24 protein-coding genes are annotated in these 26501 nt (G+C 38.8%); 12 read left to right on the top strand and 12 right to left on the bottom strand.

Features of this window, described 5'->3' with window-relative positions; translation table 11 throughout:
• Nucleotides 1-25: 25 nt before the first annotated feature.
• Nucleotides 26-1954 carry an AAA domain-containing protein gene (locus BM073_RS12850; protein ID WP_091654688.1) on the bottom strand — a complete coding sequence of 643 codons (1929 nt, stop codon included), beginning with the start codon at nt 1952-1954 and terminating at the stop codon, nt 26-28.
• Nucleotides 1955-2014: 60 nt separating this feature from the next.
• Between BM073_RS12850 and BM073_RS12855 the strand changes: the two genes are divergently transcribed.
• Together BM073_RS12855 and BM073_RS12860 are read left to right on the top strand one after the other, a co-directional pair.
• Nucleotides 2015-2620, top strand: coding sequence for an acyl carrier protein phosphodiesterase (locus BM073_RS12855; protein ID WP_091654690.1), 606 nt, complete (start codon nt 2015-2017; stop codon nt 2618-2620).
• Entirely contained in the window at nt 2607-3065 is a 459-nt protein-coding gene (locus tag BM073_RS12860) for a hypothetical protein (RefSeq protein WP_091654691.1), read from the top strand. The genes BM073_RS12855 and BM073_RS12860 overlap by 14 nt, the downstream gene beginning before the upstream one ends.
• Nucleotides 3066-3081: 16 nt before the next feature.
• Here BM073_RS12860 and BM073_RS12865 read toward each other — a convergent pair whose 3' ends face one another.
• From BM073_RS12865 to BM073_RS12885, 5 genes are all read right to left on the bottom strand, one after another.
• On the bottom strand, nt 3082-3621 hold the full coding sequence (locus tag BM073_RS12865; RefSeq protein WP_091654693.1) for an inorganic diphosphatase: 540 nt from the start codon (nt 3619-3621) through the stop codon (nt 3082-3084).
• A gap of 74 nt (nt 3622-3695) precedes the next feature.
• Complete coding sequence (locus BM073_RS12870) at nt 3696-4781, bottom strand: hybrid sensor histidine kinase/response regulator (protein WP_091654694.1); 1086 nt, start codon at nt 4779-4781, stop codon at nt 3696-3698.
• On the bottom strand, nt 4774-6885 hold the full coding sequence (locus BM073_RS12875) for a sensor histidine kinase (protein WP_091654696.1): 2112 nt from the start codon (nt 6883-6885) through the stop codon (nt 4774-4776). Before BM073_RS12875 ends, BM073_RS12870 begins: the two co-directional genes overlap by 8 nt.
• A complete protein-coding gene (locus tag BM073_RS12880; RefSeq protein WP_091654697.1) occupies nt 6882-7595 on the bottom strand; it encodes a hypothetical protein in 714 nt (237 codons plus the stop codon). The genes BM073_RS12875 and BM073_RS12880 overlap by 4 nt, the downstream gene beginning before the upstream one ends.
• On the bottom strand, nt 7595-9865 hold the full coding sequence (locus BM073_RS12885) for an Rv1355c family protein (protein ID WP_091654699.1): 2271 nt from the start codon (nt 9863-9865) through the stop codon (nt 7595-7597). The genes BM073_RS12880 and BM073_RS12885 overlap by 1 nt, the downstream gene beginning before the upstream one ends.
• Nucleotides 9866-10068: 203 nt before the next feature.
• On the opposite strand from BM073_RS12885, the gene BM073_RS12890 reads away from it, so the two are divergent.
• A complete protein-coding gene (locus tag BM073_RS12890) occupies nt 10069-10542 on the top strand; it encodes a response regulator (protein ID WP_091654701.1) in 474 nt (157 codons plus the stop codon).
• Here the strand turns inward: BM073_RS12890 and BM073_RS12895 are convergent, their stop codons facing one another.
• The 3 genes from BM073_RS12895 to porX are packed head-to-tail and all read right to left on the bottom strand — an operon-like array spanning nt 10543 to nt 13738.
• A complete protein-coding gene (locus BM073_RS12895) occupies nt 10543-11754 on the bottom strand; it encodes an alanine dehydrogenase (protein ID WP_091654703.1) in 1212 nt (403 codons plus the stop codon). It abuts the gene before it with no gap.
• Nucleotides 11738-12175 carry a tRNA (adenosine(37)-N6)-threonylcarbamoyltransferase complex ATPase subunit type 1 TsaE gene (tsaE, locus tag BM073_RS12900; RefSeq protein ID WP_091654704.1) on the bottom strand — a complete coding sequence of 146 codons (438 nt, stop codon included), beginning with the start codon at nt 12173-12175 and terminating at the stop codon, nt 11738-11740. Before tsaE ends, BM073_RS12895 begins: the two co-directional genes overlap by 17 nt.
• A 6-nt stretch (nt 12176-12181) precedes the next feature.
• Entirely contained in the window at nt 12182-13738 is a 1557-nt protein-coding gene (gene porX / locus BM073_RS12905) for a T9SS response regulator signal transducer PorX (protein WP_091654706.1), read from the bottom strand.
• Nucleotides 13739-13796: 58 nt separating this feature from the next.
• On the opposite strand from porX, the gene BM073_RS12910 reads away from it, so the two are divergent.
• From BM073_RS12910 to BM073_RS12935, 6 genes are all read left to right on the top strand, one after another.
• Complete coding sequence (locus tag BM073_RS12910; RefSeq protein WP_091654707.1) at nt 13797-15020, top strand: HD domain-containing protein; 1224 nt, start codon at nt 13797-13799, stop codon at nt 15018-15020.
• 20 nt (nt 15021-15040) lie between these two features.
• Complete coding sequence (lpxD, locus tag BM073_RS12915) at nt 15041-16063, top strand: UDP-3-O-(3-hydroxymyristoyl)glucosamine N-acyltransferase (protein WP_091654709.1); 1023 nt, start codon at nt 15041-15043, stop codon at nt 16061-16063.
• 35 nt (nt 16064-16098) lie between these two features.
• Entirely contained in the window at nt 16099-17493 is a 1395-nt protein-coding gene (locus BM073_RS12920; RefSeq protein WP_091654710.1) for a bifunctional UDP-3-O-[3-hydroxymyristoyl] N-acetylglucosamine deacetylase/3-hydroxyacyl-ACP dehydratase, read from the top strand.
• Entirely contained in the window at nt 17490-18269 is a 780-nt protein-coding gene (lpxA, locus tag BM073_RS12925; RefSeq protein WP_091654712.1) for an acyl-ACP--UDP-N-acetylglucosamine O-acyltransferase, read from the top strand. Before BM073_RS12920 ends, lpxA begins: the two co-directional genes overlap by 4 nt.
• 1 nt (nt 18270) lies before the next feature.
• Nucleotides 18271-18888: an ABC transporter ATP-binding protein gene (locus BM073_RS12930; protein WP_091654713.1), complete on the top strand. Its 618-nt coding sequence runs from the start codon at nt 18271-18273 to the stop codon at nt 18886-18888.
• Between the two features lie 166 nt (nt 18889-19054).
• On the top strand, nt 19055-19537 hold the full coding sequence (locus BM073_RS12935; RefSeq protein WP_091654714.1) for a hypothetical protein: 483 nt from the start codon (nt 19055-19057) through the stop codon (nt 19535-19537).
• A gap of 45 nt (nt 19538-19582) precedes the next feature.
• On the opposite strand, the gene BM073_RS12940 is transcribed toward BM073_RS12935, so the two are convergent.
• On the bottom strand, nt 19583-21970 hold the full coding sequence (locus tag BM073_RS12940) for an endonuclease MutS2 (RefSeq protein WP_091654716.1): 2388 nt from the start codon (nt 21968-21970) through the stop codon (nt 19583-19585).
• Complete coding sequence (locus BM073_RS12945) at nt 21970-22320, bottom strand: DUF4296 domain-containing protein (RefSeq protein ID WP_091654717.1); 351 nt, start codon at nt 22318-22320, stop codon at nt 21970-21972. Before BM073_RS12945 ends, BM073_RS12940 begins: the two co-directional genes overlap by 1 nt.
• Before the next feature lie 107 nt (nt 22321-22427).
• Between BM073_RS12945 and BM073_RS12950 the strand changes: the two genes are divergently transcribed.
• From BM073_RS12950 to BM073_RS12960, 3 genes are read left to right on the top strand one after another with little or no spacing between them, the layout of a single operon-like run.
• The gene (locus BM073_RS12950) at nt 22428-23306 is read left to right on the top strand and encodes a DUF58 domain-containing protein (protein WP_091654719.1); all 879 of its coding nucleotides are present in this window, start codon (nt 22428-22430) and stop codon (nt 23304-23306) included.
• A complete protein-coding gene (locus BM073_RS12955) occupies nt 23299-24198 on the top strand; it encodes a hypothetical protein (RefSeq protein WP_091654721.1) in 900 nt (299 codons plus the stop codon). Before BM073_RS12950 ends, BM073_RS12955 begins: the two co-directional genes overlap by 8 nt.
• A complete protein-coding gene (locus tag BM073_RS12960) occupies nt 24179-25222 on the top strand; it encodes a vWA domain-containing protein (protein ID WP_091654723.1) in 1044 nt (347 codons plus the stop codon). The genes BM073_RS12955 and BM073_RS12960 overlap by 20 nt, the downstream gene beginning before the upstream one ends.
• Here BM073_RS12960 and BM073_RS12965 read toward each other — a convergent pair.
• Nucleotides 25211-26302 carry an alkane 1-monooxygenase gene (locus tag BM073_RS12965; protein WP_091654725.1) on the bottom strand — a complete coding sequence of 364 codons (1092 nt, stop codon included), beginning with the start codon at nt 26300-26302 and terminating at the stop codon, nt 25211-25213. The two genes, BM073_RS12960 and BM073_RS12965, sit on opposite strands and share 12 nt — an antisense overlap.
• Nucleotides 26303-26501 lie beyond the last annotated feature (199 nt).

Below are 26501 nucleotides of genomic sequence, written 5' to 3' on the forward strand. Positions count from 1 at the left end.
AATTTTTTTTATATTTTATTAATAATCAACTAATTAATTTTTCCCAAACACTCCTATACCCTCCCTTTTCTTCAAAATATCCTAGCAGAGAATCAAAAAAAGGATTGATAGCAAAGGTACTGCTATCTCCAATTAAAACTAGCTTCCTTTTGGCTCGGGTAATAGCTACGTTCATCCTTCGTTCATCTGCCAAAAAACCAATCTCCCCTCTATCATTGGACCGGGTCAGTGAAATGATCATCAAGTCCCGCTCCTGCCCTTGAAATCCATCTACAGTATCAATGGTGATCAAATCAGCAAAAGCCTTCAAATTGGGATAATCATAAGTTTCAAAGATCAATGTTCGTAAGTACCTTACCTGGGCAGAATACGGAGCAATCAAACCTATAGTCCAGCCGTTTTCCTTAAATTTTGAAATGCCGATCCGCTTGATCAGTTCATTTAAATACTTGCAAGTAAAGCTAGCTTCCTCAGGATTGAAGGTGCTAAGGCTTTCCTCCTCTTGCCGATCTGAATACCCAGCTCCCGCGGTATCTATCCACTCCAAGACTGCTTCATTTTCGAATACATGAAGGTCTGTATTTTTAGCAGCTTTCAATTTCCCCCCATAAAAATACTCATTGGAGAACCCCATGATTTCGGCTTTCATTCTATACTGAACCTGTAAGAGCTCCGCCACTTGAGGCTTTCTTTGAATGACCTTTTCCATCAAAGTAATCGCTAAACCTTCTTTTGCAGCTTCAAAGGATTTGATTGTGGGTGGGAGTTGTAAGTGATCCCCAGCAAAAACCACCTTTTTAGCCTTCAGGATTGGAATCCAAGTTGCCGCTTCCAATCCCTGAGCTGCCTCGTCGATAAATACCACGTCAAAGGTCATCCCTTTCAAGTGATAGGACGAGGCGCCAACCAGCGTACAGGCAAAAACTTGTGTTTTTTGAAAAATGTCAAAGGAAATATATTCTTCCAGATGCTTAGCAGCTTCCCGGATTCTCCCCACTTCATCAAACAACAACTTCCGCTGTCTGCGCTCTTCAGGTCCAAAATTTCGCTTGTATTGTTTGGCTAGCTTTAGATACTGATCAATTTCCTTTCGAAGTTTTTTCAGATCTCTGTAACTTTCATGAAAAGCTGTTTTTGCATCCAAAGTTTGGTTCAAAATCTTTTCTTCCACTCTCGCAGGATGACCCAATCGGAGAGTAGAGATTCCTGAATCTGTCAACTTTTCTACCAATAAATCCACTGCAGCATTACTTGGGGCACAAACCAAAACGGATAATCCTTTTTCCGCAGCCTCCGAAATAGCCCTGATCAATGTCGTGGTTTTCCCGGTTCCGGGAGGTCCATGAATTATCGCCACATCCTTTGCATTGGCGATTTTTAGGCAAGCTTGGTTTTGGGAAAAGTTTAAGCCTTCCGATTCACTTCTTGTGTTTTCTGAGAATACTGGGGCTCGTTCTCCCAATAGGGTTTCTTTCAACTCTTTGAGCCGAAGATTATCTGCCTCAATAACTCTTTTCAAGGCAAATTCCATCTCACGATAGCTGGCCTCATCAAATAATAAGTCTACACCCAAGCGGCTGCTATCCATCCACTCCGGGAGTTCATCAGCCTGAAGCGTGACAATCATTGTGTCTTTTTTTACTTGATTGATCACGCCATTCACTCGGTTTTCAGAAGAGGCATAGCCATCTTGGGTTGAGAAAAATGCGACAGATTTCCCGGATTGAAAAGCAGAGTTTTGGCTTTGATCCAACTTTTCTATTTCTACCAAAAGTCGTTCTCCCATTCCTATTTTAGCCTTTTTCACCTGAATAGGATGCCAAGTAATCCCTTCTTTTTTCTTATCCGCCAGAGAAGTATTCAAAAACTTTTTCTTGTATTGAGCTAGGTCTTCTTGCCATTCTTGCTTCAAAAGTTTCAGACCTTTTTTTAATTCCTCCGTGACTTTGTCCATCAATCCGTATTTTAGGCGAAACTAATCAAAAGGCAAAGAGTTTCTAAGTCTAAACATTCTATGAATTTCCTCGCACATGCATTTCTGTCTTTTAATGAAGAAAAGATTCTCGTCGGGAATTTTATAGCTGATTTTGTAAAAGGGAAACAGATCAAAGATTTTGAAGAGGACATTATCTCCGGAATCTTGCTACATCGGGAGATAGATTACTTTACCGACTCACATCCTTTGGTCAAAGCAGGGCAATCCTATCTTAGACCAAAATTTGGACACTATTCCACCGTGATTACGGATATCTTTTTTGATTATTTTTTGATTAAAAACTGGAAAAACTATTCTTCTGTACCTGTAGAAGATTTTATTCAGAGAACCTATTCAATATTGGATGGTTACGAAGATATCTTTCCGGAGCGATTTGCCAAGATGTATTATTGGATGAGAAATGATAATTGGCTTTTGCACTATGGAACTGTGGAAGGCATCAGAAGATCTCTGACAGGAATGTCCAAAAGAACCACCTTTAATTCAAAAATGGAAGAAGCTCATTTGGCCTTGTTAGAGCGGGAAGCTGAATTTGAAGTGATTTTCTTCGCTTTTTTCAAGGATTTAGAGACTTTTGCTTACGGAAAACTACTGGAATTACATAAAGCTCATGATCGTCATTAAACCGAAAGGATCCACTTACTTTTCATTGGGAATTATTGTTGTCGCTCTTTTAGCAGGTCTGATTCTGATCCTTAGAGATTTTGCTTACAAGGGTTCTTTTGGCCTATGGTTTTACTTGATTGCTGCATCTTTGATCACCTTAGTGCTATTAATGCTTTTGGTAAAAATGCTTGCGGGTTTTCGTTTTATCACTGCTGGAAGGGATCAAATTATCGTCAAACTTCCTTTAAGAGGATTTCAAAAAGCCTACCCCATTGCTGAAATTTTAGCTTGGGAAGAAGAAATAGTAATCGCCAATAAAAAGGAATTCAAGCAATTGACTATAGCATTTTCAGACCGGCAATCAATTTCTGTTTCCAACCATGAGCATCATGCCTATCCTGACCTAGTCAATTATCTGGTGAAAAAAGCTCCTAAGAAAAAGGTGAAAAACAAAAAAGCCTGATTGCTCAGGCTTTATCTTATCGTTGGTTTCTGAAATTCTTATCGTAAAGTTCGATACTTTCCCGAATAATTCTCAAAGCATCTTCCTTACCTAGGAAATCCTCCACTTTTACTTCTTTATTCTCGAGCTTCTTATAATCTTCAAAGAATCGATGGACTTCCTTCATCAAATGCGGAGGTAGCTCATCGATATCATTGATATAATTCACAGACTGATCTCCGGCAGCTACAGCGATGATTTTATCATCTGCCTCTCCGCCATCCACCATGCGCATCACGCCTATGACCTTAGCCTCAACTAGGCACATGGAAGGGATATCTATTTGAGAAATAATCAAAATATCCAAAGGGTCATGATCCTCACAGAATGTTTGGGGAATGAATCCATAATTGGCAGGATAGTGCACGGCAGAGAATAGGACTCTATCCAGCATCAACATTCCTGACTTTTTGTGAAGTTCGTATTTACCTTTACTTCCTTTGGGAATTTCCACCACTCCCATCACATATTCGGGAGCATCTTTCCCGATATTGACGTCATGCCAAGGGTTAATCATAATTTTTCTTTTTGTTTATAAAAAGTGAGGCTGCAAAGATACGCTTTCCTCCTAAAAACCCCAGAAAAGTATTCTTAATTCAAGCTCGGCAGTACTACTCTGACGGTAGTTCCTTCATTTAAAATAGATCTCAACTCAATTTTTCCACCCAATTGCTCAACAGCTTCTTTGACCATATAAAGTCCCAAGCCTGTTCCTACATTCTTCTGGGTAGCTCTTGTAAACAAGTTGAACACTTCCGGATGATGTCGGTCATCTATTCCAATACCATTATCTTCCAGCATGATGATAGCCTGTCCATCTTTGACATCTATGGTAATAGAGATCTTCTTTTCCCCTTGTTCATTCTTCTGGAACTGCACTGAGTTGCTAAATAGGTTATTCAAGATTACTCTGATTTTTGCATCATCGGAGTAAAAAAGCTCATCTTGATTAACCTGGGTCAAAACATTAAACTCAGATAGATTGAATTTTGCTTTGTAGGCCTCCATTTGCTGTCCAAGCACATCCCTGAATTTGATCTCAGTTACTTTATGGTCAATCTTGGTAGACCTATAGAAATCTAGCATTTTGTAGATAAAATCGTCCAGTTTAGTAGTGGCAGAATCTATCATTTCAAAATATTCCAAAATATTGGGATCGGAGACTTCCATTTTCGCCAATTTTGAAACACCGGAAATACTCATCAAAGGTCCACGGAGCTCATGAGAAAGACTGTATACAAATTGATTCATTTCGGTATGCAGCTTTTTCAGGCGTATATTTTTCTCTTTTAACTCCTGCCTCATGAAATAAATATCCGCTGCATTCTTAATGGAGTTCTTAATCTGCTCAATATTCCATGGTTTATCGATGAATCGATAAACTTCGCCCTTATTGATCGCATCGATGACACTGGCGATATCAGAATACCCGGTAAGCAGGATACGAATTGGGTCGGGATTGATTTGAATGAGCTTTTCAAAAAATTCTGTACCTGTCATTCCAGGCATGCGCTGATCCGCAATTACTACATGTATCTCCTCAGTCTGGGCAACTTGCAAACCTTCTTCTGCATCTATGGCAGTAAAAACCTTGAAATCTTTCCTTAGCGAGGCTCTAAATGATTTGAGGTTGTTATCCTCATCATCAATATAAAGCACATGTATATGGTTATTCATACTTGGATGAGCTTTGATAAATAGGTAGTGTAATTATAAAAGTTGTCCCTTGACCCACTTCAGAGTTTACTTCTAAAGTTCCTTTATGATTTTCAATAATAGAATAAACAATTGAAAGCCCCAAACCTGTGCCTTTCCCAACTGCTTTGGTAGTGAAGAAAGGTTCAAAAATCCTCTGTTTTACATGATCCGGCATTCCTGGGCCATTATCTTCGATTTCCACCACCACATGATCTCCCAAAGATTTGGTGCGGATTTCAATTTTTGGATCTTTGACTGTATCAATATGATCACTCAATGCATGAACTGCATTGTTGATAATATTCATGAATACCTGATTGATTTTTCCAGCAAGACATTCCACCATAGGAAGTTCAGCAAAATCCCTGACAATCCTGATTTTACCAGGTATTGAGCTGTTCAAGAGAATAATTGTACTATTAATCCCATCGTGGATATCCACTTTCTTGACATCCTGCTCGTCAACTCTGGAGAATAAACGGAGACCTTTGACAATTTCCACTGTTCGCTTTGCTCCTTCTTCCATTCCCTTGAGAAGTTGATCTACTTCGTCCAGTACATAATCCAATTCTAATTCTTCCTCCAGGTCTTTTGCTTTTTTCTTGGACTCTTCCTTGAATTCGCTCATACCAGTTTCACGGTAGAACTCGATCACTTCCATGATATCTGCAATATCCCTTTTGAGCGGGGTAATATTTGAACTTACAAAGTTGATTGGGTTGTTTATCTCATGCGCAATACCTGCAGTTAATTGACCTAGTGAAGCCATTTTTTCCTGACTGACTAATTGACTTTGGGTATTTTGAAGATTTCTCAGAGCCTGTTCCAATTCATCCGTTCTGATTCTTACTTTTTCTTCGAGCATGGTATTCTGCTCACGGATCAATTGCTCATTTTCTTTCAATACCCTTAGGCGTTCTGCCTGTTCTTTCTCCTTCTCTTTCTTTAAAATATTAATCTTATCAGCAAGTGCGAAGGAGAGTAACACAACTTCCAATGCAGAGCCTAAAGGCATAATGTATGCAGTCAAATCATTAGTTGGTATGATTCCCATTTCGCTCAAAACGAAAAGGAAAATACCTAACATAAACACAGACCAAGCTAGCAAATAATATCTAGCAGGTCGATAGCCTTGCTTCTGAACAGCAAAAGCTGCCAATAAAACATATAAAACGACTATACTTTGAGTTACCAGTAAGGTCTGATAACTCACTGTGATGGAAAAGAAAAAGGCGTTAACTAAGATAAAAGCATAGACGAGATAGATAAAGTAAAAGCCCTTATCTAATTTGGGTATGAATTTATCCGTTGACAAAAACACTCTTAAAAACCAAATCCCAACTATACTAACCAGGGATGAAAAAATAACTCCAGATCTCAAGTTTAACCAAACCACATTGGGCCAGAATATTTCCTGTGTAAAACCTAGTATTGATGATTGTGCAAACCACACCAATACGGTATGAATTACATATATGAGATATAATTTATCTCTTACAGAAAAGAATAGGAATAAATTATAAAAGAATAATCCTACAATTACACCGGTAAATATTCCAAATAGTATATTCTCTCTATTTATCAGATTCTCCAGATAATTTCTATTCGTTATCGTGGATGTAATAATCTTTTTGTTGACACTTTTAACTTTTAAGAAAATCTCAGAAGTTTTTCCTATCGGGAGATTTATATCAAAAATTATTGATTTGGATAAAATCGGTTTTGAATAAAAATCTACTAATCTACCTCCTACATAGGATTCCAAAATCTCATTTTCGCTTACAACAAATAATTCTAAGCTATCCAATGAAGAGTTGTTGATGTAAAAATATTTTCCTTCGTTTTCAGAATTATTTTCTACTACATATTTCAACCATACTACATCATTGTTGATTCCGAAATTTTTGCTTTGTTGATCTATTTTAGTGAAATCATTTCTTTCATTGATTTCCTGAAAATTGATGTCTTTATCCTCTTCTAAAATCAAATATTCATACCTATCAAGAAGAACTGTTTCTCCATTTAAGATGACAGGGTTTAAAGCTTGAAAAAAAGCCCAAATAAAAGTAATTATCGAAATCATGGTTTAACTCTCCAGTCAGTATTTTTAATTTTCAATTGATAGGTAATTTCTACTGGCCCTTTCAAGGTTTCTTCAACCCTGGTACATTCAAGATTTTTCCTTAAATCAAGAATAAACTCCCTTTCAACTGGGAGAGCTAAAGGTAAATTTTCTACATCCTTCAAAACTGCCAAAGTTGCTACTAAATCCAGTTTCGGGTAAAAAAAAGTACCATTATTACCAATGTTTTCCTCAATTTCAAAACCCTTCTGAAGGGTAGGTTTTAAGGTATATTCCGCACAGAGAGCAAATAAAGTCGGAACATTTAACTGCTCTGCAATTACTAAAGATGTCCTCGAAAGAAATATGGCACCTATACCATAACCTGAAATCATTCTACTATTCCATAATCCTCCGATTTCCCCCGTTCCTCCTCTTTCTCTATATTCTCCTACCAGTTCAAAAATTTTAGAATCAACTGGTGCAATAGCACCTTCAAGAGGAAGAGGAAATTCTGTATCGGCTACGTGTATTCTTAACCCACTTACTACTTGTCCAGTAGAATTATCGTGAACAGTTACCACGAAAACGAATGGGTTGTATTTCCAATCATTATTGGAGGAGGTTACCTTGGTGACACCATATTCTTTAAGAACATTTGCATGTCCTTCAATAAACATATCACATATTTCAGGCTCATCAACTGCCCTAAATGCTTTAAAGGTGAACATCAGTCAATGGTAATTAATGTATCTTCGACTTCCCTTCTATAGGATCTCATACTTGGCTCTCCTCCGAAATTAAGTCTAAACATAAATAATTCTTCATTACTTTTTTCCCTGTTGAACAAAGTATTGAATTCTGCCTTGTATTTTTTGATCATAGACACCTCTTCTTCTGTGAAGCCATGATCTTTTTCCCTAAGAGTTTGATGAAAAATAAACATCGCCGCTGTCACTGGCTGAAAACTGATCTCCATCATGTTAGCTTTGATCCAAATGCGTTGAAGAACCTTTCCTGCTTTTAGATATTCTTGAGGAGTAAACTCTTTGCCTTGGAGCAAAAACATGGCAGAACTTGACATGATGGTGTCATGGGAAATTTTAGTAAGACCATATCCCATTAGAAACTTCCTGAAAAAACGAACTGTCCGCGGGTCTTTTAATAAGCCCATTGCAGCCCTTTCCGCCCCACTCAATTCCAATGTTGCTATATCTATTCCATCCCGGCTTTCGCGGGCTTCCTTATCATTCCACCTTACTTCATTAATAAAGTCTTTGAGTCCCTGATCATGAAAAAGGCGCATTCTATCCATCCCGCCAATAATACCCGATAGCTTTTCCAAATCAGACTTTACGGAAATATGCTCCATCGGCATACCTTCTGCCAGAGCATATCCGTGAAAAAGCTGGATCTGCTCAGGTGTCAAATCCACCTTGGATGCATTCTTTCGATTGGTACATCGGATTGCCACTCCATCTACCAATTCTCCATTATGAACTTTGATTTTTTGATTATGCTTAACTATAAAGCGTATGCTTGCAATCAGATCTTCCTCGAAATCCTGTATGTGTTCAATGATTTCGATCTCAATTCCTGATTTTGCACAGTGAAGCCTGATGTTTTCGAGAGCTGCGCCAAAAGCAATCAAGGAACCAGTGCCTTTATAATCCAGCATGGAGTGGCTTCTTTCCTTGTCATGGAAAAGGTGCAAAACTCCATTTTGATCGAATACCCATATCCAAGGCTGAATATTTCCCCCAGAAGGTGCCAAATTGGCAAATTCAACCAATCCATTAAGTTCTTCCTTGTTTAGGACGTAACCTGATGGAATGATATTTTTGGGAATACTGCCTAAAAAATCTCCATTCTTTACTGGAACTACCTCTCGCTCTTCTTGAATTTCAGGAAGATCCAATTTGATGATTTCGTCAAGATCCACGAAAAATCTTCCTGAATCAACAGGCTCACCTACCAATAACTTTCGAGCAACATGGGCCACTGAAGCTCCACCTAGAAAAACTGCTGAGGCTAATTGTGGCCAACTGCTAATGGTTTGCCCTACCTCCAACAAAGAAGCTTTCATCCTCGGAGAAAGAGTATCTACCCCAGTCATCTTCAATCCAATGGCAACTTTCTGCTTATTGGTTAGATTTTTTAGCGTATTTAAATTTATATCTCCCAGGTACCCATGAAAAATTGGCCTCTCCGGCTCCAAATCAAATCTTTCTATATCTAACATTCCCCGATCAGAGGTATCCATCATTAGAGGAATCTTATATTTCTGGGCTGTTTTTCGGAGTAGAATTTTGATATCCAAACTATCACACTCATCGATAATTAAATCCAATCCTCCCTGATCTGAAAAAAATGAGTCGATATTTTCTTCAGTAATTCCATCTCGAAATAGAGTTAACTTCAGATAGGGATCGATCTCTGCAATTTCTCTTGCCGCAATAACTATCTTCTCTACTCCCAAACTTGTTACTCCAGCTTTTAACCTATTGAGATTACTCAATTCCAAATGATCAAAGTCAGCCAAACGCATTTCTCCGCAACTTCTTTCCAAAGCCATGGCTAAAGCAATGCTTTGCCCAACCGAGAGACCAACTATCCCAACCTTTTTCTTTGCGAGCTCTTTTTGCTCTTGAGGAGTAATTTTATAATTGTTTCTGAGTGTTCTAACCCGAATAAATTCTTCTTCAGGCAAAAGATGAACTAGCGCATACTTCCAGGGATAATAAACCCAATTCCCATAAGACTCCTTGGGATTTTCTTCAAAAAAACTCTCAATCTCTGCTTTTAATTCTTCCTTGGAAAAAGTTTTTGCTGGATGCCGTGATTTGATTAAATCGCCAACCTGACTATTGATTTGATTGATTACCTGAATCTGAGGGTTGTTTTTCAAATCAACTATTTTCTCCTGATCATCACGATTTCTGGGATTTAAAATAACCGGGTATACTTGATCGGACAATGAATAGCTTGGCGTGGTTAACATCTAATTTAGTGTGCAGATTGGGTGATATGCATTGTAAAGTTAGTTTTTGATTTCATTTCTCAAATGAAAATGAAAATTATTTTTATAGGAATAACCTATTTTATCCATATCAAGTTTAAGGCCACAATAGAATTTGTTTGTTTTTAAATAAAAAAAGCAATTATTTAGAATTACGATTAACTTGTATTCAAGTCAAGAATTGAATGGAAACCAAGGCAGAAGAAAAAATTAAGATTTTATATGTAGATGATGAAGAGAATAATCTTCAAGCATTTAAAGCTACATTCCGAAGAGACTATAAAATTTTTCTCGCTATTTCTGCCAAAGAAGGACGTGAGATTTTAGAAAAGGAAGAAATTGACATTATCATTACCGACCAAAGAATGCCGGAGGAAACTGGCGTTGAATTTTTAGAATCAATCATCCCCATTCATCCTAGCCCCATAAGAGTTTTATTAACCGGATATACTGATATACAAGCTGTAATTGATGCAATTAACAAAGGTCAAGTATATCATTATCTGACCAAGCCTTGGGAAGAAGATTACCTCAGAACAGTCATCAAAAACGCTTTTGAAATCTACACATTACGAAGAGAAAACGAGCGCTTGACTCAGGCTTTGATCAAAGCAAATGATCAATTAGAATTTTTATTGAGGCAAAACCTCCTTTCCTAATCAATACCTCGCAGCAAGGAGTAATTGTAATTCTTTGTGAGTTAAATCAAATTTCCTTGCCAAATAAGCATTGGTTAAACTTCCTCTGTAAGTATAAACCCCTCGCAGAAACCATCTGTAATTAAAAATCATTTCCTCAGCACCACCCAAATCCGCCATTTGTAAAACAATTGGGGTGAAAATATTGCTCAAAGAATAAGATGCAGTACGAGAAACTCTAGAAGCAATATTAGGTACACAGTAATGGATAATATCATGCTTCAAATAAACCGGATCACTGTGGGTCGTCATCTGTGCAGTTTCAATGCACCCTCCCTGATCAATTCCCACATCAATGATGATGCTGCCATGCATCATGTTGGCAACCATTTCTTCACTAACCACCACCTTATTTCTTCCTTTTTCAGCTCTCAGGGCACCAATCACCACATCAGCCTCTGCAAGAGCCTGAGTTAGGGTCAAATTATCAATAGTCGAAGTATAAACCTGCTGACCCAGCAACTGCTTCAACCTTCGAAGCTTGTATATATGATTGTCAAAAATTTTAATATTTGCTCCAAGTCCTAAGGCAGTTCTGGCCGCATACTCTGCCACCGTGCCTGCACCTATAATCACAACCTGAGTAGGTGGCACACCCGTAACACCTCCCATAATCAGTCCTTTACCATCGTTGACAGAGGATAAATATTCCGAAGCTATCAGCATCACAGTACTCCCTGCAATCTCCGACATAGCTCTTACCACCGGCATCCCACCTACTTTATCCTCTAGGTATTCAAAAGCAACCGAAGTGATCTTTTTGGCATTCAAAGCCTCAATAAACTCTTTATTCTGCTTTCCAATTTGCAGAGCTGAAATCAGACATGCTCCCTGATTCATGGATTCTATTTCCGTTAAGCTTGGCGCATCAACTTTCAGTACCACTTCAGATTGAAAAGCCTCCTTTGAAGAGTAAACCACCTTCGCTCCTGCATCTGAAAAATCTTGATCTGAAAACTTGGAAGCCAGTCCTGCTCCACTTTCAACAATCACATTCAGCCCGTTGTTGGTCAGTAATCCTACTGCTTCCGGGGTCAATACGATTCTTTTTTCTTCATCAGATTGCTCTTTGGGTATACCAATAGTCAGTCCGCCCTTCCCTCTTTTTACTTTGGCAGGAGATTCTTTTGGAATTAGTCCAACAGCGGTGAGTTCATTAATCTGAGTCGACATCCCGATAATGTTGAAGTGTGATTTTTCTACTTGAAGTAGAATAATACTCAATTTTAATCAATAAAAAATGATCTGGAATAAAACCTCCCAATTTTTCGGCCCATTCCATCCAACAGTAATTCCCGCTTTCGAAATATTCCTCCACTCCTATATCCAAAGCTTCCTCAGGTTTTTCCAGTCTATAAAAATCAAAATGATAAATAGGAGCTTTTCCAGAAAGCTCATAATGATTGACTATCCCGAAAGTAGGACTGCTTACCTGAGATGCAAGTCCATACTTTTCACCCAATGCTTTGATCAAAGTGGTTTTTCCAGCACCCATATCGCCCTGAAACACCCAAAGCTTCTCGTTTTGGGCAAAATCAATAATCCATTGGGCTATTTGGTCCAGCTCTTTTAACTCGTAAATCTTACTATCCAAAACTCTCTATTTTGCTGTGAGATAAACGATCGGAACGATCATTTCCTCCAAAGATACGCCACCGTGCTGAAAAGTATCCTTATAATAGTTCACATAATAGTTGTAATTGTTTGGATACGCGAAAAAATAGTCCTCCACAGCGAACACATAACTTGAGGAAACATTAAGCTTTGGTAGCTTGGCATCTTCCGGTTTCCTTATTTCGAAAACCTTGCCTGCTTCAAAATTCAGGTTTTTCCCTTGCTTATATCTTAAGTTAGTAGTCACATTTTTATCTCCGATTATTCGGTAAGGCTTATTGACTCTCTTGGTTCCATGATCGGTAGTGATGATTACATCTGCTTCTGCCAGTTGAATCTTTTTCAACAAATCAAATAAGCTACTATGCTCAAACCAACTTTTGGTTAGAGAGCGATAAGCCGATTCATCAGGAGCAAGCTCTCTAATCATTTTCATATCTGTCCTCGCATGAGATACCATGTCCACAAAATTATAAACTAGGACATTTAACTCATTTTGAACCAAAGAGTGAAACTGATCCAAAACAGCCTTTCCTTGATTGGCCTGAATTATTTTGTGGTAGGAATGCTTCGCTTGTACCCTGCTTTTTTCTAAGTTAATCTTCAACCAATCTTCCTCGAAATTATTTTTCCCCTCATCAGAATCCTCATCTTCCCAAAGGTTTGGATAAAATCTAGCCATATCCATAGGCATCATCCCGCTGAAGAGCGCATTTCTGGCAAAAGCCGTGGTGGTAGGAAGGATACTATAATAAGTTTCCTTTTCCTGAATATTGAAATATGGAGAAACCAAGGACTCGATCTCTTCCCACTGGTCCAACCTTAAATTGTCAATCACAATAAAGAACAGAGGCTTCCCTTCTTTGACCTTAGGGAACACTTTCTTTTTCATCACTTGATGGGAAAGCAAAGGTTTATCTGTGTTTTTTTCTTCCAGCCAGTCTAGGTAGTTGTCTTTGATGAATCGGGCAAAAGACGCGTTTGCTTCGGTTTTTTGTGACTCCAAAACTTCCTGCATGCTCTTATTTTCAGTATCGTCAATCTGAAGCTCCCAGTAGGTCAATTTCTTATAAATATTTGCCCAGTCCTCATGATCCTCTGCATCTCCAAAGGCCATGCTGATATTCATAAAATCTTGCTGATAACTCAAAGTGGTTTTCTCTTCTATCAACTGTCTGTTTTGAAGAATCTTTTTCACTGAAAGCCAAATTTGGCTTGGATTCAAAGGCTTAATCAGGTAATCAGCTATTTTACCTCCAATCGCATCATCCATAATATGCTCCTCCTCACTTTTGGTGATCATGACAACTGGAATCTGAGGCTTAATCTGTTTGATTTGCTGTAGAGTTTCCAAGCCAGTCATCCCTGGCATATTTTCATCTAGAAAAATGACATCAAAATTTCGTTTTTCGACTTCCTCTATCGCATCAATGCCAGAATTGACGGTAGTGATAGCATAGCCTTTTTGTTCCAAAAAAAGGATATGTGGCTTCAAAAGGTCAATTTCATCATCGGCCCATAGAATATTGGATTTTTGCGACATAGCGGATTCCGTTTCTTTTAAAATTATAATTACTTTTGGGTAAACAAAACAGGCCTCCTTGAAAAGCCAGAAAATACTCAACGATCCCGTTTATGGTTTTATCACCATTCCGAGCGAGTTGATTTTTACAATCATTGATCATCCATATTTCCAAAGATTACGCCGGATCAAGCAATTGGGTTTGACAGATTTTGTCTACCCCGGTGCTTTACATACGCGATTTCACCATGCTTTGGGTGCAATGCACTTAATGAGCATCACTTTGGATAACCTCAGGAATAAAGGTACCGAAATCTCAGACCCTGAGTATGAGGCAGCTTTAATTGCAATTCTGCTTCATGACATAGGCCATGGCCCTTTTTCCCATGCATTGGAATATAGTCTTTTAAAATCAGTTCCGCATGAGGAACTGTCATTACTGATTATAGAACTCTTAAATCAACAATTAAGTGGCAAACTTGATCTGACTTTAAGAATCTTTAAGAATCAATATGAACGGAAATTTTTCCATCAGCTGGTTTCCAGTCAGTTGGATATTGATCGGCTAGACTACCTACAAAGAGATTGTTTCTTCACGGGTGTCTCTGAAGGTACGATCGGGGCAGACCGTATCATCAAGATGATGGATGTGAAAGACGATCAGGTAGTCATTGAAGAAAAAGGGATTTACTCTATAGAAAACTTTCTGAGCGCCAGAAGGCTAATGTATTGGCAGGTTTACTTGCACAAGACTACCGTGAGTGCAGAAAAAATGCTGATAAACCTGATCCAAAGAGCAAAAGACTTAAAAATCAGGGGTGCCAATTTCCCAATTTCCGAGGAGTTTGATTATCTATTGGGCCATGAACATACCTTACAGGATTTTCAAAGCAATCCTGATTTATTGAAGATTTTCTTGGAGTTGGATGATTTAGATCTATGGGGAGCTATCAAACTTTGGAAAAAATCGGATGATTATGTTCTCAGAAGTATTTCCAGGATGTTTTTAACGAGGAATCTTTTTAAAATAAGCCTGAAAAATGACCCTTTTACAAAAAAGGAAATTGAAAGCTCAAAAAGAAAAGCGATTCAAAAATTAGGGATTCCTGAAGAGGATTTGGATTATTTCTTTTCCCATGGAACTGTGAGCAATTATGGATATTTGATCAAAGACCGGATTAATATTCTTACCAAGAAAGGAAAAGTAATTGACGTGGCTCAAGCGGCAGACTTGCCTAATATCAAAGTGATGAGCAAAATCGTCGAAAAACACTATATATGTAAAGCCAAAAGTCTAATTTAGACAATCAATACATTTGCTGTATGGAATTTACTTTAAGGCAGTTAGCCGAATTATTGAATGGAAAAGTAGAAGGTGATGAAAGCTTGACAGTGAGTCGTCTTGACAAAATTCAAGAAGGCCAAGCAGGCGGAATTAGCTTTCTTTCCAATGAAAAATACGAACCCTACCTATATCAAACTCAAGCTACTGCAGTTATTGTTTCAGAAGGGTTCAAACCCTCAAAAACCTACAAGACCAATCTAATTCGGGTAAAAGATGCCTATTTGGGATTTACAGCTCTTCTTGAAGCTTACGCCCAATTTTCAAAAGCGTCTTTTTCTGGAGTAGAGGAGCCAAGCTTCATGGACGCAAGTTCCAGTATTGGAGAAAATCACTTCAGAGGTGCATTTTCCTATATCGGGAAAAACTGCAAAATCGGAAATCAGGTTAAAATTCATCCTCATGCATACATTGGAAACAATGTAGAGATTGGAGATAATACCATCATTCATTCTGGCGCTAGGATTTGTACCGACACCAAAATTGGTAAAAATTGTGAAATCCATCCTGGTGCTGTGATAGGCTCGGATGGTTTTGGCTTTGCTCCTCAAGAAGATGGATCATATAAAGCTATCCCACAAATAGGAAATGTAATCATAGAGGACAATGTCAGTATTGGAGCTAATTCAACTATCGATTGCGCAACTATGGGCTCAACCCTAATCAAAAAGGGAGCAAAAATCGATAATCAGGTACAAATTGCCCACAACGTTATAATAGGTGAAAATACTGTTATTGCTGCCCAAACAGGAATTTCAGGATCCACAGAAATTGGAAAAAACTGTGTTATCGCCGGAAAAGCAGGAATTGTAGGCCATATTAAAATTGCGGACAACACAACTGTCGGAGCCAACACGGGTGTAAGTAAGTCCATCAAATCACCTGGGCAAACATTATTTGGTTACATAGGATTTGACATGAAACAGTTTTTAAAGTCTTATTCTATATTCAAAAATTTGGACGACCTAGAGAACAGAATCAAAGAACTCGAAAAAAAGCCTTAATTTTGCGCCCCTAGCATTTAAATGGCTAAGAAACAATGAAAGTTAAACAGCACACTATAAAGAAACAGGTTGAATTGTCAGGAGTTGGCCTTCACACAGGTGTCATTTCCAACATGACTTTTTTACCTGCTCCACCCAATCACGGTATTAAATTTCAGCGAATTGATTTAGAAGGAATGCCTACCGTGGATGCAGACTGCGATTTGGTCGTAGACGTATCCAGAGGCACCACGCTTGAGCAAAACGGAGCACGCGTCTACACTGTAGAACATGTTCTAGCTGCTTTGGTTGGCATGGAAATAGACAATGTGCTGATTCAGCTGGATGGTCCAGAACCTCCTATTATGGACGGATCATCCATTCAATTTATAGAGGTGCTAGAAGATGCTGGGCTGGAAGAACAAAATGCACTAAGGAGATTTTTTGAAGTTCAGGAAAGTATCCAATACAAGGATTCTTCCAGAGAAGTAGAGATGGTTGCTCTTCCAACAGACAATTACAGAGTGACCGTCATGGTTGACTACAATTCTCCAGTCTTGGGAAGTCAGCATGCGTCCATTACAGATATCGGACAATTTAAAACTGAGATCGCATCATGCAGAACTTTCTGCTTTTTGCATGAATTAGAAATGCTTTACAACTCCAACTTAATTAAAGGAGGAGACTTAAATAATGCCATTGTCGTTGTCGACAGAGTAGTTGAAGAAAAAGAACTGGCGCATCTAGCCAAAATGTTCAATAAGCAAAGAGTTGAGGTCAAAAAGGAAGGCATCCTTAATAATGTTGATCTTCGCTACAGAAATGAGCCTGCAAGACATAAGCTTTTGGATGTGGTTGGAGATTTGGCATTGGTTGGAAGACCATTGAAGGCTCAAATTTTAGCCGCAAGACCAGGGCACGCTGCCAACGTAGCTTTTGCAAAAAAGCTAAAAAGAGCTATGGAAAAGGCAGGAGCTTCGCACATTCCACACTACGATCCAAAACTTCCACCAGTAATGGATATCAATCAGATCTCCAATATTCTTCCACATAGATATCCTTTCCAATTGTTGGATAAAATCATCTACTTGGATGATACGGTAGTTGCTGGAGTGAAAAATGTAACGATGAATGAACCGTTTTTCTTAGGTCATTTTCCGGGCAACCCAGTGATGCCAGGTGTGCTCCAAGTGGAGGCAATGGCGCAGACGGGTGGTATTTTGGTACTAAGCACAGTAGATGATCCTGAAAATTATTGGACTTACTTCTTGGGAATCGAGAATTGTAAGTTCAGAAAAATGGTGCTTCCTGGAGATACACTAATTTTCAAATGTGAACTTTTAGCTCCTATCAGAAGAGGAATTGCAAAAATGAGAGGTGAGGCCTATGTGGGTAACACTTTGGTTTGTGAGGCAGTTATGACAGCAAGTATAACTAGAAAAGAATCATGATCAGCCCATTAGCTCATGTAAGCCCAAAAGCTCAACTTGGAGAAAATGTCCACGTTGATCCCTTCACTATGATTCATGAAGATGTAATCATTGGAGAAAATTCTTGGATTGGCCCTAATGTTACGATTTTCCCAGGTGCAAGAATTGGTAAAAACTGTAAGATTTTTCCAGGTGCTGTGATCGCCGGTATTCCTCAAGACTTAAAATTCCAAGGGGAAGATTCAACGGTTGTGATTGGTGATAATACTACCATTAGGGAGTGTGTTACTATCAGCCGGGGAACAGTTGACAAGCAGACTACAGTAATAGGAAGCAACTGCCTTTTAATGGCTTATGTACACGTTGCGCATGACTGTGTGATCGGAAGCCATGTAATCATTGCCAACTCCGTACAAATTGCTGGTCACGTATCCATCGATGACTGGGCAATTGTGGGTGGATCTAGTGCCATTCACCAATTTGTCAAGGTAGGAATGCACTCCATGATTTCCGGCGGTTCATTGGTGAGAAAGGACGTTCCTCCATTCACAAAAGCTGCAAGGGAACCACTTTCCTATGCCGGTGTAAACTCATTGGGCCTGAGAAGAAGAGGTTTCAGCTCTGAAACCATTGCACATATACAGGAAGTATATAGATATCTTTTTTTAAACAGCCTCAATAACAGTAAGGCTCTGGAAGAAATTGAAGTAAACCTTCCTGCTACCAAAGAAAGAGATGAAATTCTGAATTTTATCCGATCTTCAGAAAGAGGAGTAATGAAAGGCTATATCAATTAAAATGCTAAAAATCCAACTCGAAGAGGCTTCAAAACGCTTTCAATACGAATGGATTTTTAAAAATCTGGATTTATCGCTTCAATCCGGTGATTCACTAGCAATCACTGGAAGTAATGGCTCAGGAAAGTCCACACTTCTCAAATGTATTGCAGGGTCCATCCCATTGAGTTCCGGAAAAATATCTTTTCTAAAAGAAAAACCTATTCCTGATTCTGACTGGTTTAGATTCCTAACTATTGCCGCCCCATATCTGGAGCTTCCAGAGGAATTTAGCCTCAGAGAGGTATTGCAGTTTCATTTCAAATTCAAAAAACCTAAAAACAATTTGAGCTTGGAAAAAATGTTGCAGATTTTATACTTGGAGCAACATATGAATAAACCCATTTCCCAGTTTTCTTCAGGAATGAAACAAAGATTAAAGCTTGGATTGGCACTTTTTTCAGATGTTGACTTGGTCCTTCTCGACGAACCCACTTCTAATCTCGATAAAAAAGGGATAAACTGGTATTTGGAGATGGTGGAAAAATTTGCTCAAAACCAGATCTTAATTGTTTGCTCCAATGAATCCAGGGAGTATGAATTTTGTCAACAAAAACTGGTATTGGAGGATTATAAATAAGGCTATTCTTTGAACTTCAAATGAAATAGTTAATTTTAGAGGATTAATTCTAATTTCAATTTAATTTAGAGTTTATCTTAGGGAAATTAGATTCAGAAATCTAATTATAGCCTCTGGAAGAAAAGCCTCTAATAATTGGAATTTAAGCTTAAGAAATAAAAAGTATATGAAAAAATCATTGTTTAGTTTAAGTCTGATTTCATTGTTTACAGTGATCATATTTGCATGTGGTGACAAGCCGGCTCCAACACCACAGAAGACGCCAGAACAGTTAGCTGTAGAAGCTTTGACTGGTTCAGGTTCTCAGACTTGGGGAATTGCAGGAGGTGGTTCTGTTACCAGAAGTGGTTCTACAGTTACAGATCAATATCAAAACTTTGAGCTGATTTTAAATTCAGGTTCAGCAAAAACCTATACCACAAGAAACAATAATGACTTGTTTGACAATTCAGGGAACTGGTCATTTGCGGGAACCAACTTTGACAAATTCAGTCTAACCGGAGCAAAACCAGCCGCAGGTCGGGAGATTTCATTTACACGCACAGGAGATAATTTGCGATTGGAATTCAATATTCCTGCTCCAGGAGCCAGAATCAATGGTACATTTGCAGTGGCAGGAAGCTATGTATTCAATTTGGTAAAAAAATAATCTGGATCTAAATCCTAAAATTAAAGGGGCTTCGAGCCCCTTTTTTTATTTCAATGTCACCAAAGTAACTCCGGCTCCTCCCCTGTCTGCATGTTCATCTTCCATTTTTTTGACAGGCCCCATAGTTCTAAGGAGGTTCCTCGTAATTTCTCTCAGAATTCCATCTCCCTTTCCGTGAACTATCCTCAAATCTTTCACACCAAGCATATATCCTTCATCAATAAAAGTTTGAACCAAGCTTAATACCTCTTCCCCTCTTTTTCCTCTCAAGTCCAAGTTGGGAGAAAAATCCATCATCTTTTGGTTCGTATTAAACCCTGACCTATTACTTGAAGCTTTGGTCTCCTTTTTAACCTGAGTTTGAGAGATTTTTTCAAGGCGAGACAATTTCACTGTGGACTTTAATTCTCCAATAGAAATATCTACTTCTTTATTTCTCAATTGCAAAACTTGGGCAATCGCCCCATTATCCTTCAAACGAACCCAGTCGCCAGTTTCAATTTTACCTCCCAAAACAGTGATCCCCGGCTCTTTAACCACTACTTTTTCCGGCTTAATTTCCTCTTTGAAGCTTTCCAATTCCTTCCTCACCTTTTTGGTAGCTTCCTTCTCAGCCTTTCCTTCTTTGATCTCCCGAATGGTTGCTTCAATTTTCTTATTGGTTTCGTCCAATAGGCGTTTGGCCTCCTGCTTGGCTTCCTGTATATAGCGTTTTTTCGTTTGCTCGAGAGTTTCTTTTAGCTCATTGTACTCCTTCAGCCTAGTTTGAAGCAATTTTTCTTTGGATTTCACCTCTGTAAGTAGCCCTGAATATTGATTTTTTTCGTTCTCCAATTGAGTCAGAAGTCTATCATACCTCACTCTCTCTTCACCGATCTGAGATTTGGCGTAATTCAGAATTTCCTTCGAGATCCCAATTTTGGAAGCAATTTCGAGCGCAAAAGAAGAGCCTGGCTTTCCAATCTCCAATTGGTACATGGGTTCCAATTTTTCCACATCATAGCGCATGGCACCATTAACCAAGCCTTGATTTTTGTTGGCTGCTTGTTTGAGGTTACCATAGTGAGTTGTCACAATGCCAAAAGCTCCAGCTTTATTGAGAGCTAATAATATTGATTCCGCAATTGCTCCTCCAAACTGAGGCTCAGTTCCTGTACCGAATTCATCTATAAACAGGATTGTTTTTTTATTGGCAAACTGAGTAAAATGCTTCATGCTCATCAAATGCGAGCTGTAAGTACTCAGATCATTTTCCAGATTTTGCTCATCACCGATGTCAATAAAGAAATTATCAAAAAGGGAGCTTTTTGAGTCTGGATGAACCGGGATCAAAATACCGCATTGCAACATATATTGAAGCAATGCGACTGTTTTTAAGGTTACTGATTTTCCTCCTGCATTAGGACCGGAAATCACCAATAAGCGATTCTGCCCCTCCAGATGAATTGATAAGGGTACAATTTTCTTCTGCTGAGACTTTAGTGCCATCTCTAACAGCGGATGTCTCGCATGAGTCCAAGACAAGGTCCTTTCTTTGACAATTACAGGCTTGACGCTTTCGGTTTTCTGGGCAAACTTCGCCTTTGCTCTGATAAAATCAATCAAGCCGAGGTAGTTAGTCGCTTTTCTCAAAGCGGGAATTGAAGGCCGAAGTCTATCTGTCAGCTGGGTGAGAATCTTGATGATTTCTCTCCTCTCCATGTATTCCAAATCCCGAATTTCATTATTGATATCCAAAGCTTCTTCGGGCTCCATGAAAACAGTCTGACCAGTAGCAGATTCATCGTGAATAAAACCTCTCAGCTTCCTTTTGTTCTCAGCAGCAACGGGAATCACCATTCTCCCAGAACGTATAGTAATCGCAGAATCTTCAGGTGTTAGGCCTTTAGCTCGGGCTTCCTTGAAGATCCTATCCATGACCTTTCGCAGTCTGCCTTCCTCATAAATTATTTGATTTCTAATCAATTGCAATTCCTTACTTGCATTGCTTCGGATCTGCCCTTTTTCATCAACCACCAATTCGATGGCTTTTAGCAAACCCAGATCCAGGTCCAAGACCAAACCCAGCAATTGACTTAATGCAGGATAGGATTCTCCGTATTTGGAAAAAAACTTGATGCAACCCTGAAGCGTCATCAGAGATAATTTGACTTCATGAAATTCCTCCTGATCCAAAAAAGCTCCCTCAAGCTTGGCTTTTTCCAAATAGGGATTCAGGTTGGTAAAATTGGAAGCAGGAAAGCTCTCTCCTGAAATCAGAATATCCAAAAACTCCTGAGTCTGGTCCAACAATTTATTAACCAGTTTCGGATCAGAAGAAAAAGCTACTTTGTCCACATACTCCATCCCTAAAGAAGAGGAGCATTCAGCCTTGAGTAGCTCTTTGATTTTTTTGAAATTTATTTTCTTCTCTAAATTCGAAGGATATAGCATTACATTTTTTCTTCACTGGTTGGATTGGATTCCCTTACTACTAGAGAATCTATCACACGGGCATACATTTGATCCATTCTTTCAGGATACTGCAAATAGTAGCGCATGCTCTCGGTAAAAACCGAATCGCTGGTATCATGTTTTAAAAAAATATCTTTTTCTAAGAGCCTATACAAAGTTTGTGAAGAGTCATAAGGAATGGGTAAAGCACTGGCCACTCCTTCGGTCAGGTGAATATCAATTAAAACGCTGACCATCTGATCCTCAGACAAAAGCCCATCAGGCTTATTGGATTTCCCGCAGGAAAGGGCCGTAGAAATCAAAAGAAATAGAATTAATAATCGTCTCACAATCCAAAATTAGGTTTTTTTAACGGATAATCTTACTACCCTTCCTGTAAGGGAAATTTTATAATTGAACTGATAAGCATAACTTAGGCGGTTCAAATCACCAATCCATGGACCAGCTATTCAGTAAGCTAAGAAAGTACGAGATTATGATCCGGAAGGTGGCAAATAATCACCTGCAAGGCGAATACCAATCCTTATTTAAAGGCTCAGGACTGGAATTTGACGATTTGAGACCCTATCAATACGGAGATGACGTAAGGACGATTGAGTGGAAAGTTTCTGCCAAAGGTCATGGAACCTTTGTGAAAACTTTCAAAGAAGATAAAGAACAGTCAGTTTATTTTCTCCTGGATATATCCGGTTCTCAGGATATAGGTCAGCCTGGTCAAAAAAAAATCGACCAAGGCAAAGTCATTGCAGGGGTTTTGACTCTGGCAGCTATTTTTGAAGGAAGCCAGGTGGGTTTAATAAGTTTTTCCGATCAAAAAGAAAAAATCATCCTTCCATCAAAGGGTGGAAAGCAGGGTGTAAAAATGATCAGGGGGATTTTTGACCATCAAAATAACTCTCTGAAAACTGACCTGAACGCCCTATTCACCTTTACGCTCAATCTGATTAAAAAGAGAAGCATTATTGTGGCGATTTCTGACTTTATTGATGAGGGTTACGAGCGATCTTTCAGAGCATTGGCCGAACGGCATGACTTGGTTGCGATTCAGTTAACTGATCCCAGAGAATCTGCTTTACCTGCTTTGGGAATTATCCCTGTTTATGATAAGGAAAAAGGAAAGACCACTTGGGTAAATACAGCTTTTGGAAGCTTTTCAAGAAAAATCTCTGAAACCTTCACAACCGAAAGAGATCATTTGAGAGAGATTTGCAAGAAAAATCAAATCAACTATCTATCCATAGACACTACGCAGGATATTGTCATGCCATTGATTGAATTATTTAAGTACAGAAATAAAAGCATGAAACGTGGGTAAGAGGTTACTGTTTTTGATTCTATTTCTGGGAATTTTACTTCAAGTCTCTGCACAGGAGGTGAAGGTAGAAGGCTATTTCCTTCAAGATTCTGCCAAACTGGGAGAAAGGATAGGCTATGTTTTGAAAGCCAGCTACCCAAAGGAAAAGCAATTGATTTTTCCTGATTCTGTCTATGATTTCAGTCCATTTGTTTTGCTTGAAAAGAAAACTTTTATCTCGAGTACTAAGGAATCAATGACGGTTGACAGTGCCGTGTATTACCTTTCGAATTTTGAGTTAGATCCAAGCCTTTTTTTGACACTGCCTGTTTATGAGCTCAATCGATACGATAGTGTGGCCCATTTCCCTCTAGAAGCTGAGTTAAAACTCAAACTGACTTTAGACAGTATTCCCGAACAGCTTGTTTTTCAGGAAAACAATGTATACCAACCCATAGAGAAAAAATGGAATTGGCTGTTATTTGGAGGTATCGCTCTAATTGCCATTCTGGGATTAGGTGTATTCTTCTGGCTCTTTGCGGATAGAATTAAGAAAATATGGAACGAACGCAATGAAAAAAGACGTTGGAAACGCTTCCAGAAGAGATGGGCTGCAGCCACTCAAAACCTTAAAAATGAAAACTCCATGAACGCAGCTGATGAGCTTCTTGGCTTGTGGAAAGGATACATGGAAAGTATCACCAACCTTCCAATAAAAGAGTGGACATCAAGTGAAATTGGAGAAAAGCTGGAAGACATCAGAATTTTCAGTTCTCTCAGAAGTATTGAAATGATTATTTACGCTGGAAAAACTTCAGAAATACAAGAAGCATCTGATTACCTGTTGGAAGTAGCTCAGGAAAAATTTCATGAAAAGTTAAGCAAAATCAAGCATGTTAGAGCAAATCACTGAGTTCTTTAGCTGGTCTTGGTTTTTGCCAGAGACCTTTAAAAGTTACGAATGGGAAAACCCTATCCTTCTCAATTTGATTTGGATAATTCCTCTTTTTATGCTGATCAGGAAGTTTATCAAATTTTTGAAAAACCCTGTTCTCGAACTTTCCCTGCCTAAAAGAATAGCCAAGAACAACCCTTGGACCTACTTGCGATTGATTCCTACTGGTTTTTTCCTTCTAGCGCTATTCATGATCGTGATCGCTTTGGCCAGACCTCAGCGGAGCAATGAAAAGGTGGAACAATACACGGAGGGTATAGACATCATGCTTGTTTTGGACATTTCTGAATCCATGGATTTGCAGGACTTCAGTCCTAACCGATTGGAAGCAGCCAAAAGAACTGCTATAGATTTCATCAGCGGGAGAATTGGAGACCGAATCGGAATGGTAGTCTTCGCAGGAGAAGCCTATTCTTTGGCTCCATTGACCAATGATTATAAGCTTTTGACCGAGTTGATATCCGAAATTTCATTCAATATGATGGAAGCTAAAGGTACGGCAATTGGTTCTGCCATAGCATCAGGCACCAACCGCATGAAAGAGGCCGAATCCGTTTCCAAGGTGATGATTTTGCTCAGTGATGGTGAAAGTAATGCAGGAAATGTTGACCCATTATTTGCAGCTCAACTTGCCTCCGCTTTAGGAATTAAAATCTACACCATTGCGGTAGGTAAAGATGGGATGGTTCCTTATGGAACTGATTTCTTTGGCAGACCACAAATGGTCGAAAGTTACCTCGATGAAACAACGCTAAGGGAAATAGCCAAACTAACTGACGCTCAGTTTTTCAGAGCTTCCGATGGCAATGCATTACAAGGTATTTTTGACCAGATCGACAGTTTGGAGAAAACAGAAATTATGGAAAACCGCTATAGGGAAACCACCGATTACTACAGGGTGTATTTGTTCTGGGGGATTCTTTTATTCTTCTTCTGGATGGTCCTCAAAAGCAGTTTCCTCAACAACTTCTTATTGGACTGATTCCCGAAAGGTTTTTTCTCTCCAGTTTTGGAGCAATGGGTCCATCATAGCAAACCATAAAGGCGGAAAAAAGGCTACCAAGATCATCGCAGAGTATCCAGCTGGCAACTGTGGACTTTCTTCATAATGATTTAAGACCTGATAAGGTTTGTAGGCATATGCATGATGATCCGAATGGCGTTGAAGTTGAAAGAGTAAAAAATTACTCACAGTATGATTGGCATTCCAAGAATGTAATGGGGTGACTTTTTCATAAAAACCATTGGCCAATTTCTTCCTTTCCATTCCATAGTGTTCCAAGTAATTAACAGCTTCAAGTAAACTAAAACCCAAAATACTTTGAGCCAAGAAGAATAGAGGGAGTTCCCAAATCAACCTGTCGAAATATATTGAGAAGCCTCCTGTAACTAGGACTATAAAAATAATCGGTAAAAGAGTAAACTGAATCATTTGATTTTTCCAGGAAGCAAGAGGAATGCTTTTCTTTTTCAATCTTTCGGCTTCTAGTTTCCAAGCACTCAAATACCCGTCCTTTACAGACCTGAACCAAAAACGGTAAAAACTTTCCCCAAATCTACTTGTTGCCGGATCTTCCGGAGTAGCTACTCTAACGTGATGACCACGATTGTGCTCGATAAAAAAGTGCATATAGCAAACGCACATCAATAATATCTTGGCGTATAACTGCTCCAATTTTTCAGCTTTGTGACCTAACTCGTGGGCTACTGTAATTCCAATCCCTCCAGTGATCAAAGCCATTCCACTGGTAAAAGCTAGCCATTCCCACCAGCTAAAATCGACTTTAGAAACCTGGAAAAAGGCCCAAATTAAAACTGCTAATTGAACATATACCCATCCAAAAGTCACCACTTTATAAAAGCGCTCTTTGGCAACTTTTGAAATAAATTCTTTGGGAACGTTAGTACTGTTTTTTTTCACCAAAAAATCCATCAATGGAACCAGTACAAAAACAAATACATGAATTATAAAAAGGCCAATACCTCCCAGGTAAAATCCGAGAATAAATAATACAGGAAGAATTAAAGCACTAAAAAAACCGATCTTTTTAAGATTTTTCATTTCTCATTTGCTGATAGAACAATTTACTCTTTTTCCTTCATCTTTGAAATAGCTGCTTTTCTCATAAAAACAAAGGATGAAATAACCGATCTCATTCCTTAGCAGAATTAGAATTCCACACGATACAATTTGAAACGGTTTTTGGAAAAACCACAAAATGATTTTTATCAGTTTTCCGACTTACCTCTGTCAATATTTA

This window comes from Algoriphagus ornithinivorans, assembly GCF_900115305.1.
GTDB lineage: Bacteria > Bacteroidota > Bacteroidia > Cytophagales > Cyclobacteriaceae > Algoriphagus > Algoriphagus ornithinivorans.

Coding starts and splice junctions, on each gene's coding strand:
- BM073_RS12855 (WP_091654690.1), top strand. CDS start 2,015: ATGAATTTCCTCGCACATGCATTTCTGTCTTTTAATGAAGAAAAGATT.
- BM073_RS12960 (WP_091654723.1), top strand. CDS start 24,179: ATGTTAGAGCAAATCACTGAGTTCTTTAGCTGGTCTTGGTTTTTGCCA.
- BM073_RS12950 (WP_091654719.1), top strand. CDS start 22,428: ATGGACCAGCTATTCAGTAAGCTAAGAAAGTACGAGATTATGATCCGG.
- BM073_RS12920 (WP_091654710.1), top strand. CDS start 16,099: ATGAAAGTTAAACAGCACACTATAAAGAAACAGGTTGAATTGTCAGGA.
- BM073_RS12880 (WP_091654697.1), bottom strand. CDS start 7,595: ATGTTCACCTTTAAAGCATTTAGGGCAGTTGATGAGCCTGAAATATGT.
- BM073_RS12860 (WP_091654691.1), top strand. CDS start 2,607: ATGATCGTCATTAAACCGAAAGGATCCACTTACTTTTCATTGGGAATT.
- lpxA (WP_091654712.1), top strand. CDS start 17,490: ATGATCAGCCCATTAGCTCATGTAAGCCCAAAAGCTCAACTTGGAGAA.
- BM073_RS12895 (WP_091654703.1), bottom strand. CDS start 11,754: ATGTCGACTCAGATTAATGAACTCACCGCTGTTGGACTAATTCCAAAA.
- BM073_RS12865 (WP_091654693.1), bottom strand. CDS start 3,621: ATGATTAACCCTTGGCATGACGTCAATATCGGGAAAGATGCTCCCGAA.
- BM073_RS12935 (WP_091654714.1), top strand. CDS start 19,055: ATGAAAAAATCATTGTTTAGTTTAAGTCTGATTTCATTGTTTACAGTG.
- BM073_RS12885 (WP_091654699.1), bottom strand. CDS start 9,865: ATGTTAACCACGCCAAGCTATTCATTGTCCGATCAAGTATACCCGGTT.
- BM073_RS12850 (WP_091654688.1), bottom strand. CDS start 1,954: ATGGACAAAGTCACGGAGGAATTAAAAAAAGGTCTGAAACTTTTGAAG.
- lpxD (WP_091654709.1), top strand. CDS start 15,041: ATGGAATTTACTTTAAGGCAGTTAGCCGAATTATTGAATGGAAAAGTA.
- BM073_RS12875 (WP_091654696.1), bottom strand. CDS start 6,885: ATGATTTCGATAATTACTTTTATTTGGGCTTTTTTTCAAGCTTTAAAC.
- BM073_RS12930 (WP_091654713.1), top strand. CDS start 18,271: ATGCTAAAAATCCAACTCGAAGAGGCTTCAAAACGCTTTCAATACGAA.
- porX (WP_091654706.1), bottom strand. CDS start 13,738: ATGTCGCAAAAATCCAATATTCTATGGGCCGATGATGAAATTGACCTT.
- BM073_RS12965 (WP_091654725.1), bottom strand. CDS start 26,302: ATGAAAAATCTTAAAAAGATCGGTTTTTTTAGTGCTTTAATTCTTCCT.
- BM073_RS12890 (WP_091654701.1), top strand. CDS start 10,069: ATGGAAACCAAGGCAGAAGAAAAAATTAAGATTTTATATGTAGATGAT.
- BM073_RS12870 (WP_091654694.1), bottom strand. CDS start 4,781: ATGAATAACCATATACATGTGCTTTATATTGATGATGAGGATAACAAC.
- BM073_RS12940 (WP_091654716.1), bottom strand. CDS start 21,970: ATGCTATATCCTTCGAATTTAGAGAAGAAAATAAATTTCAAAAAAATC.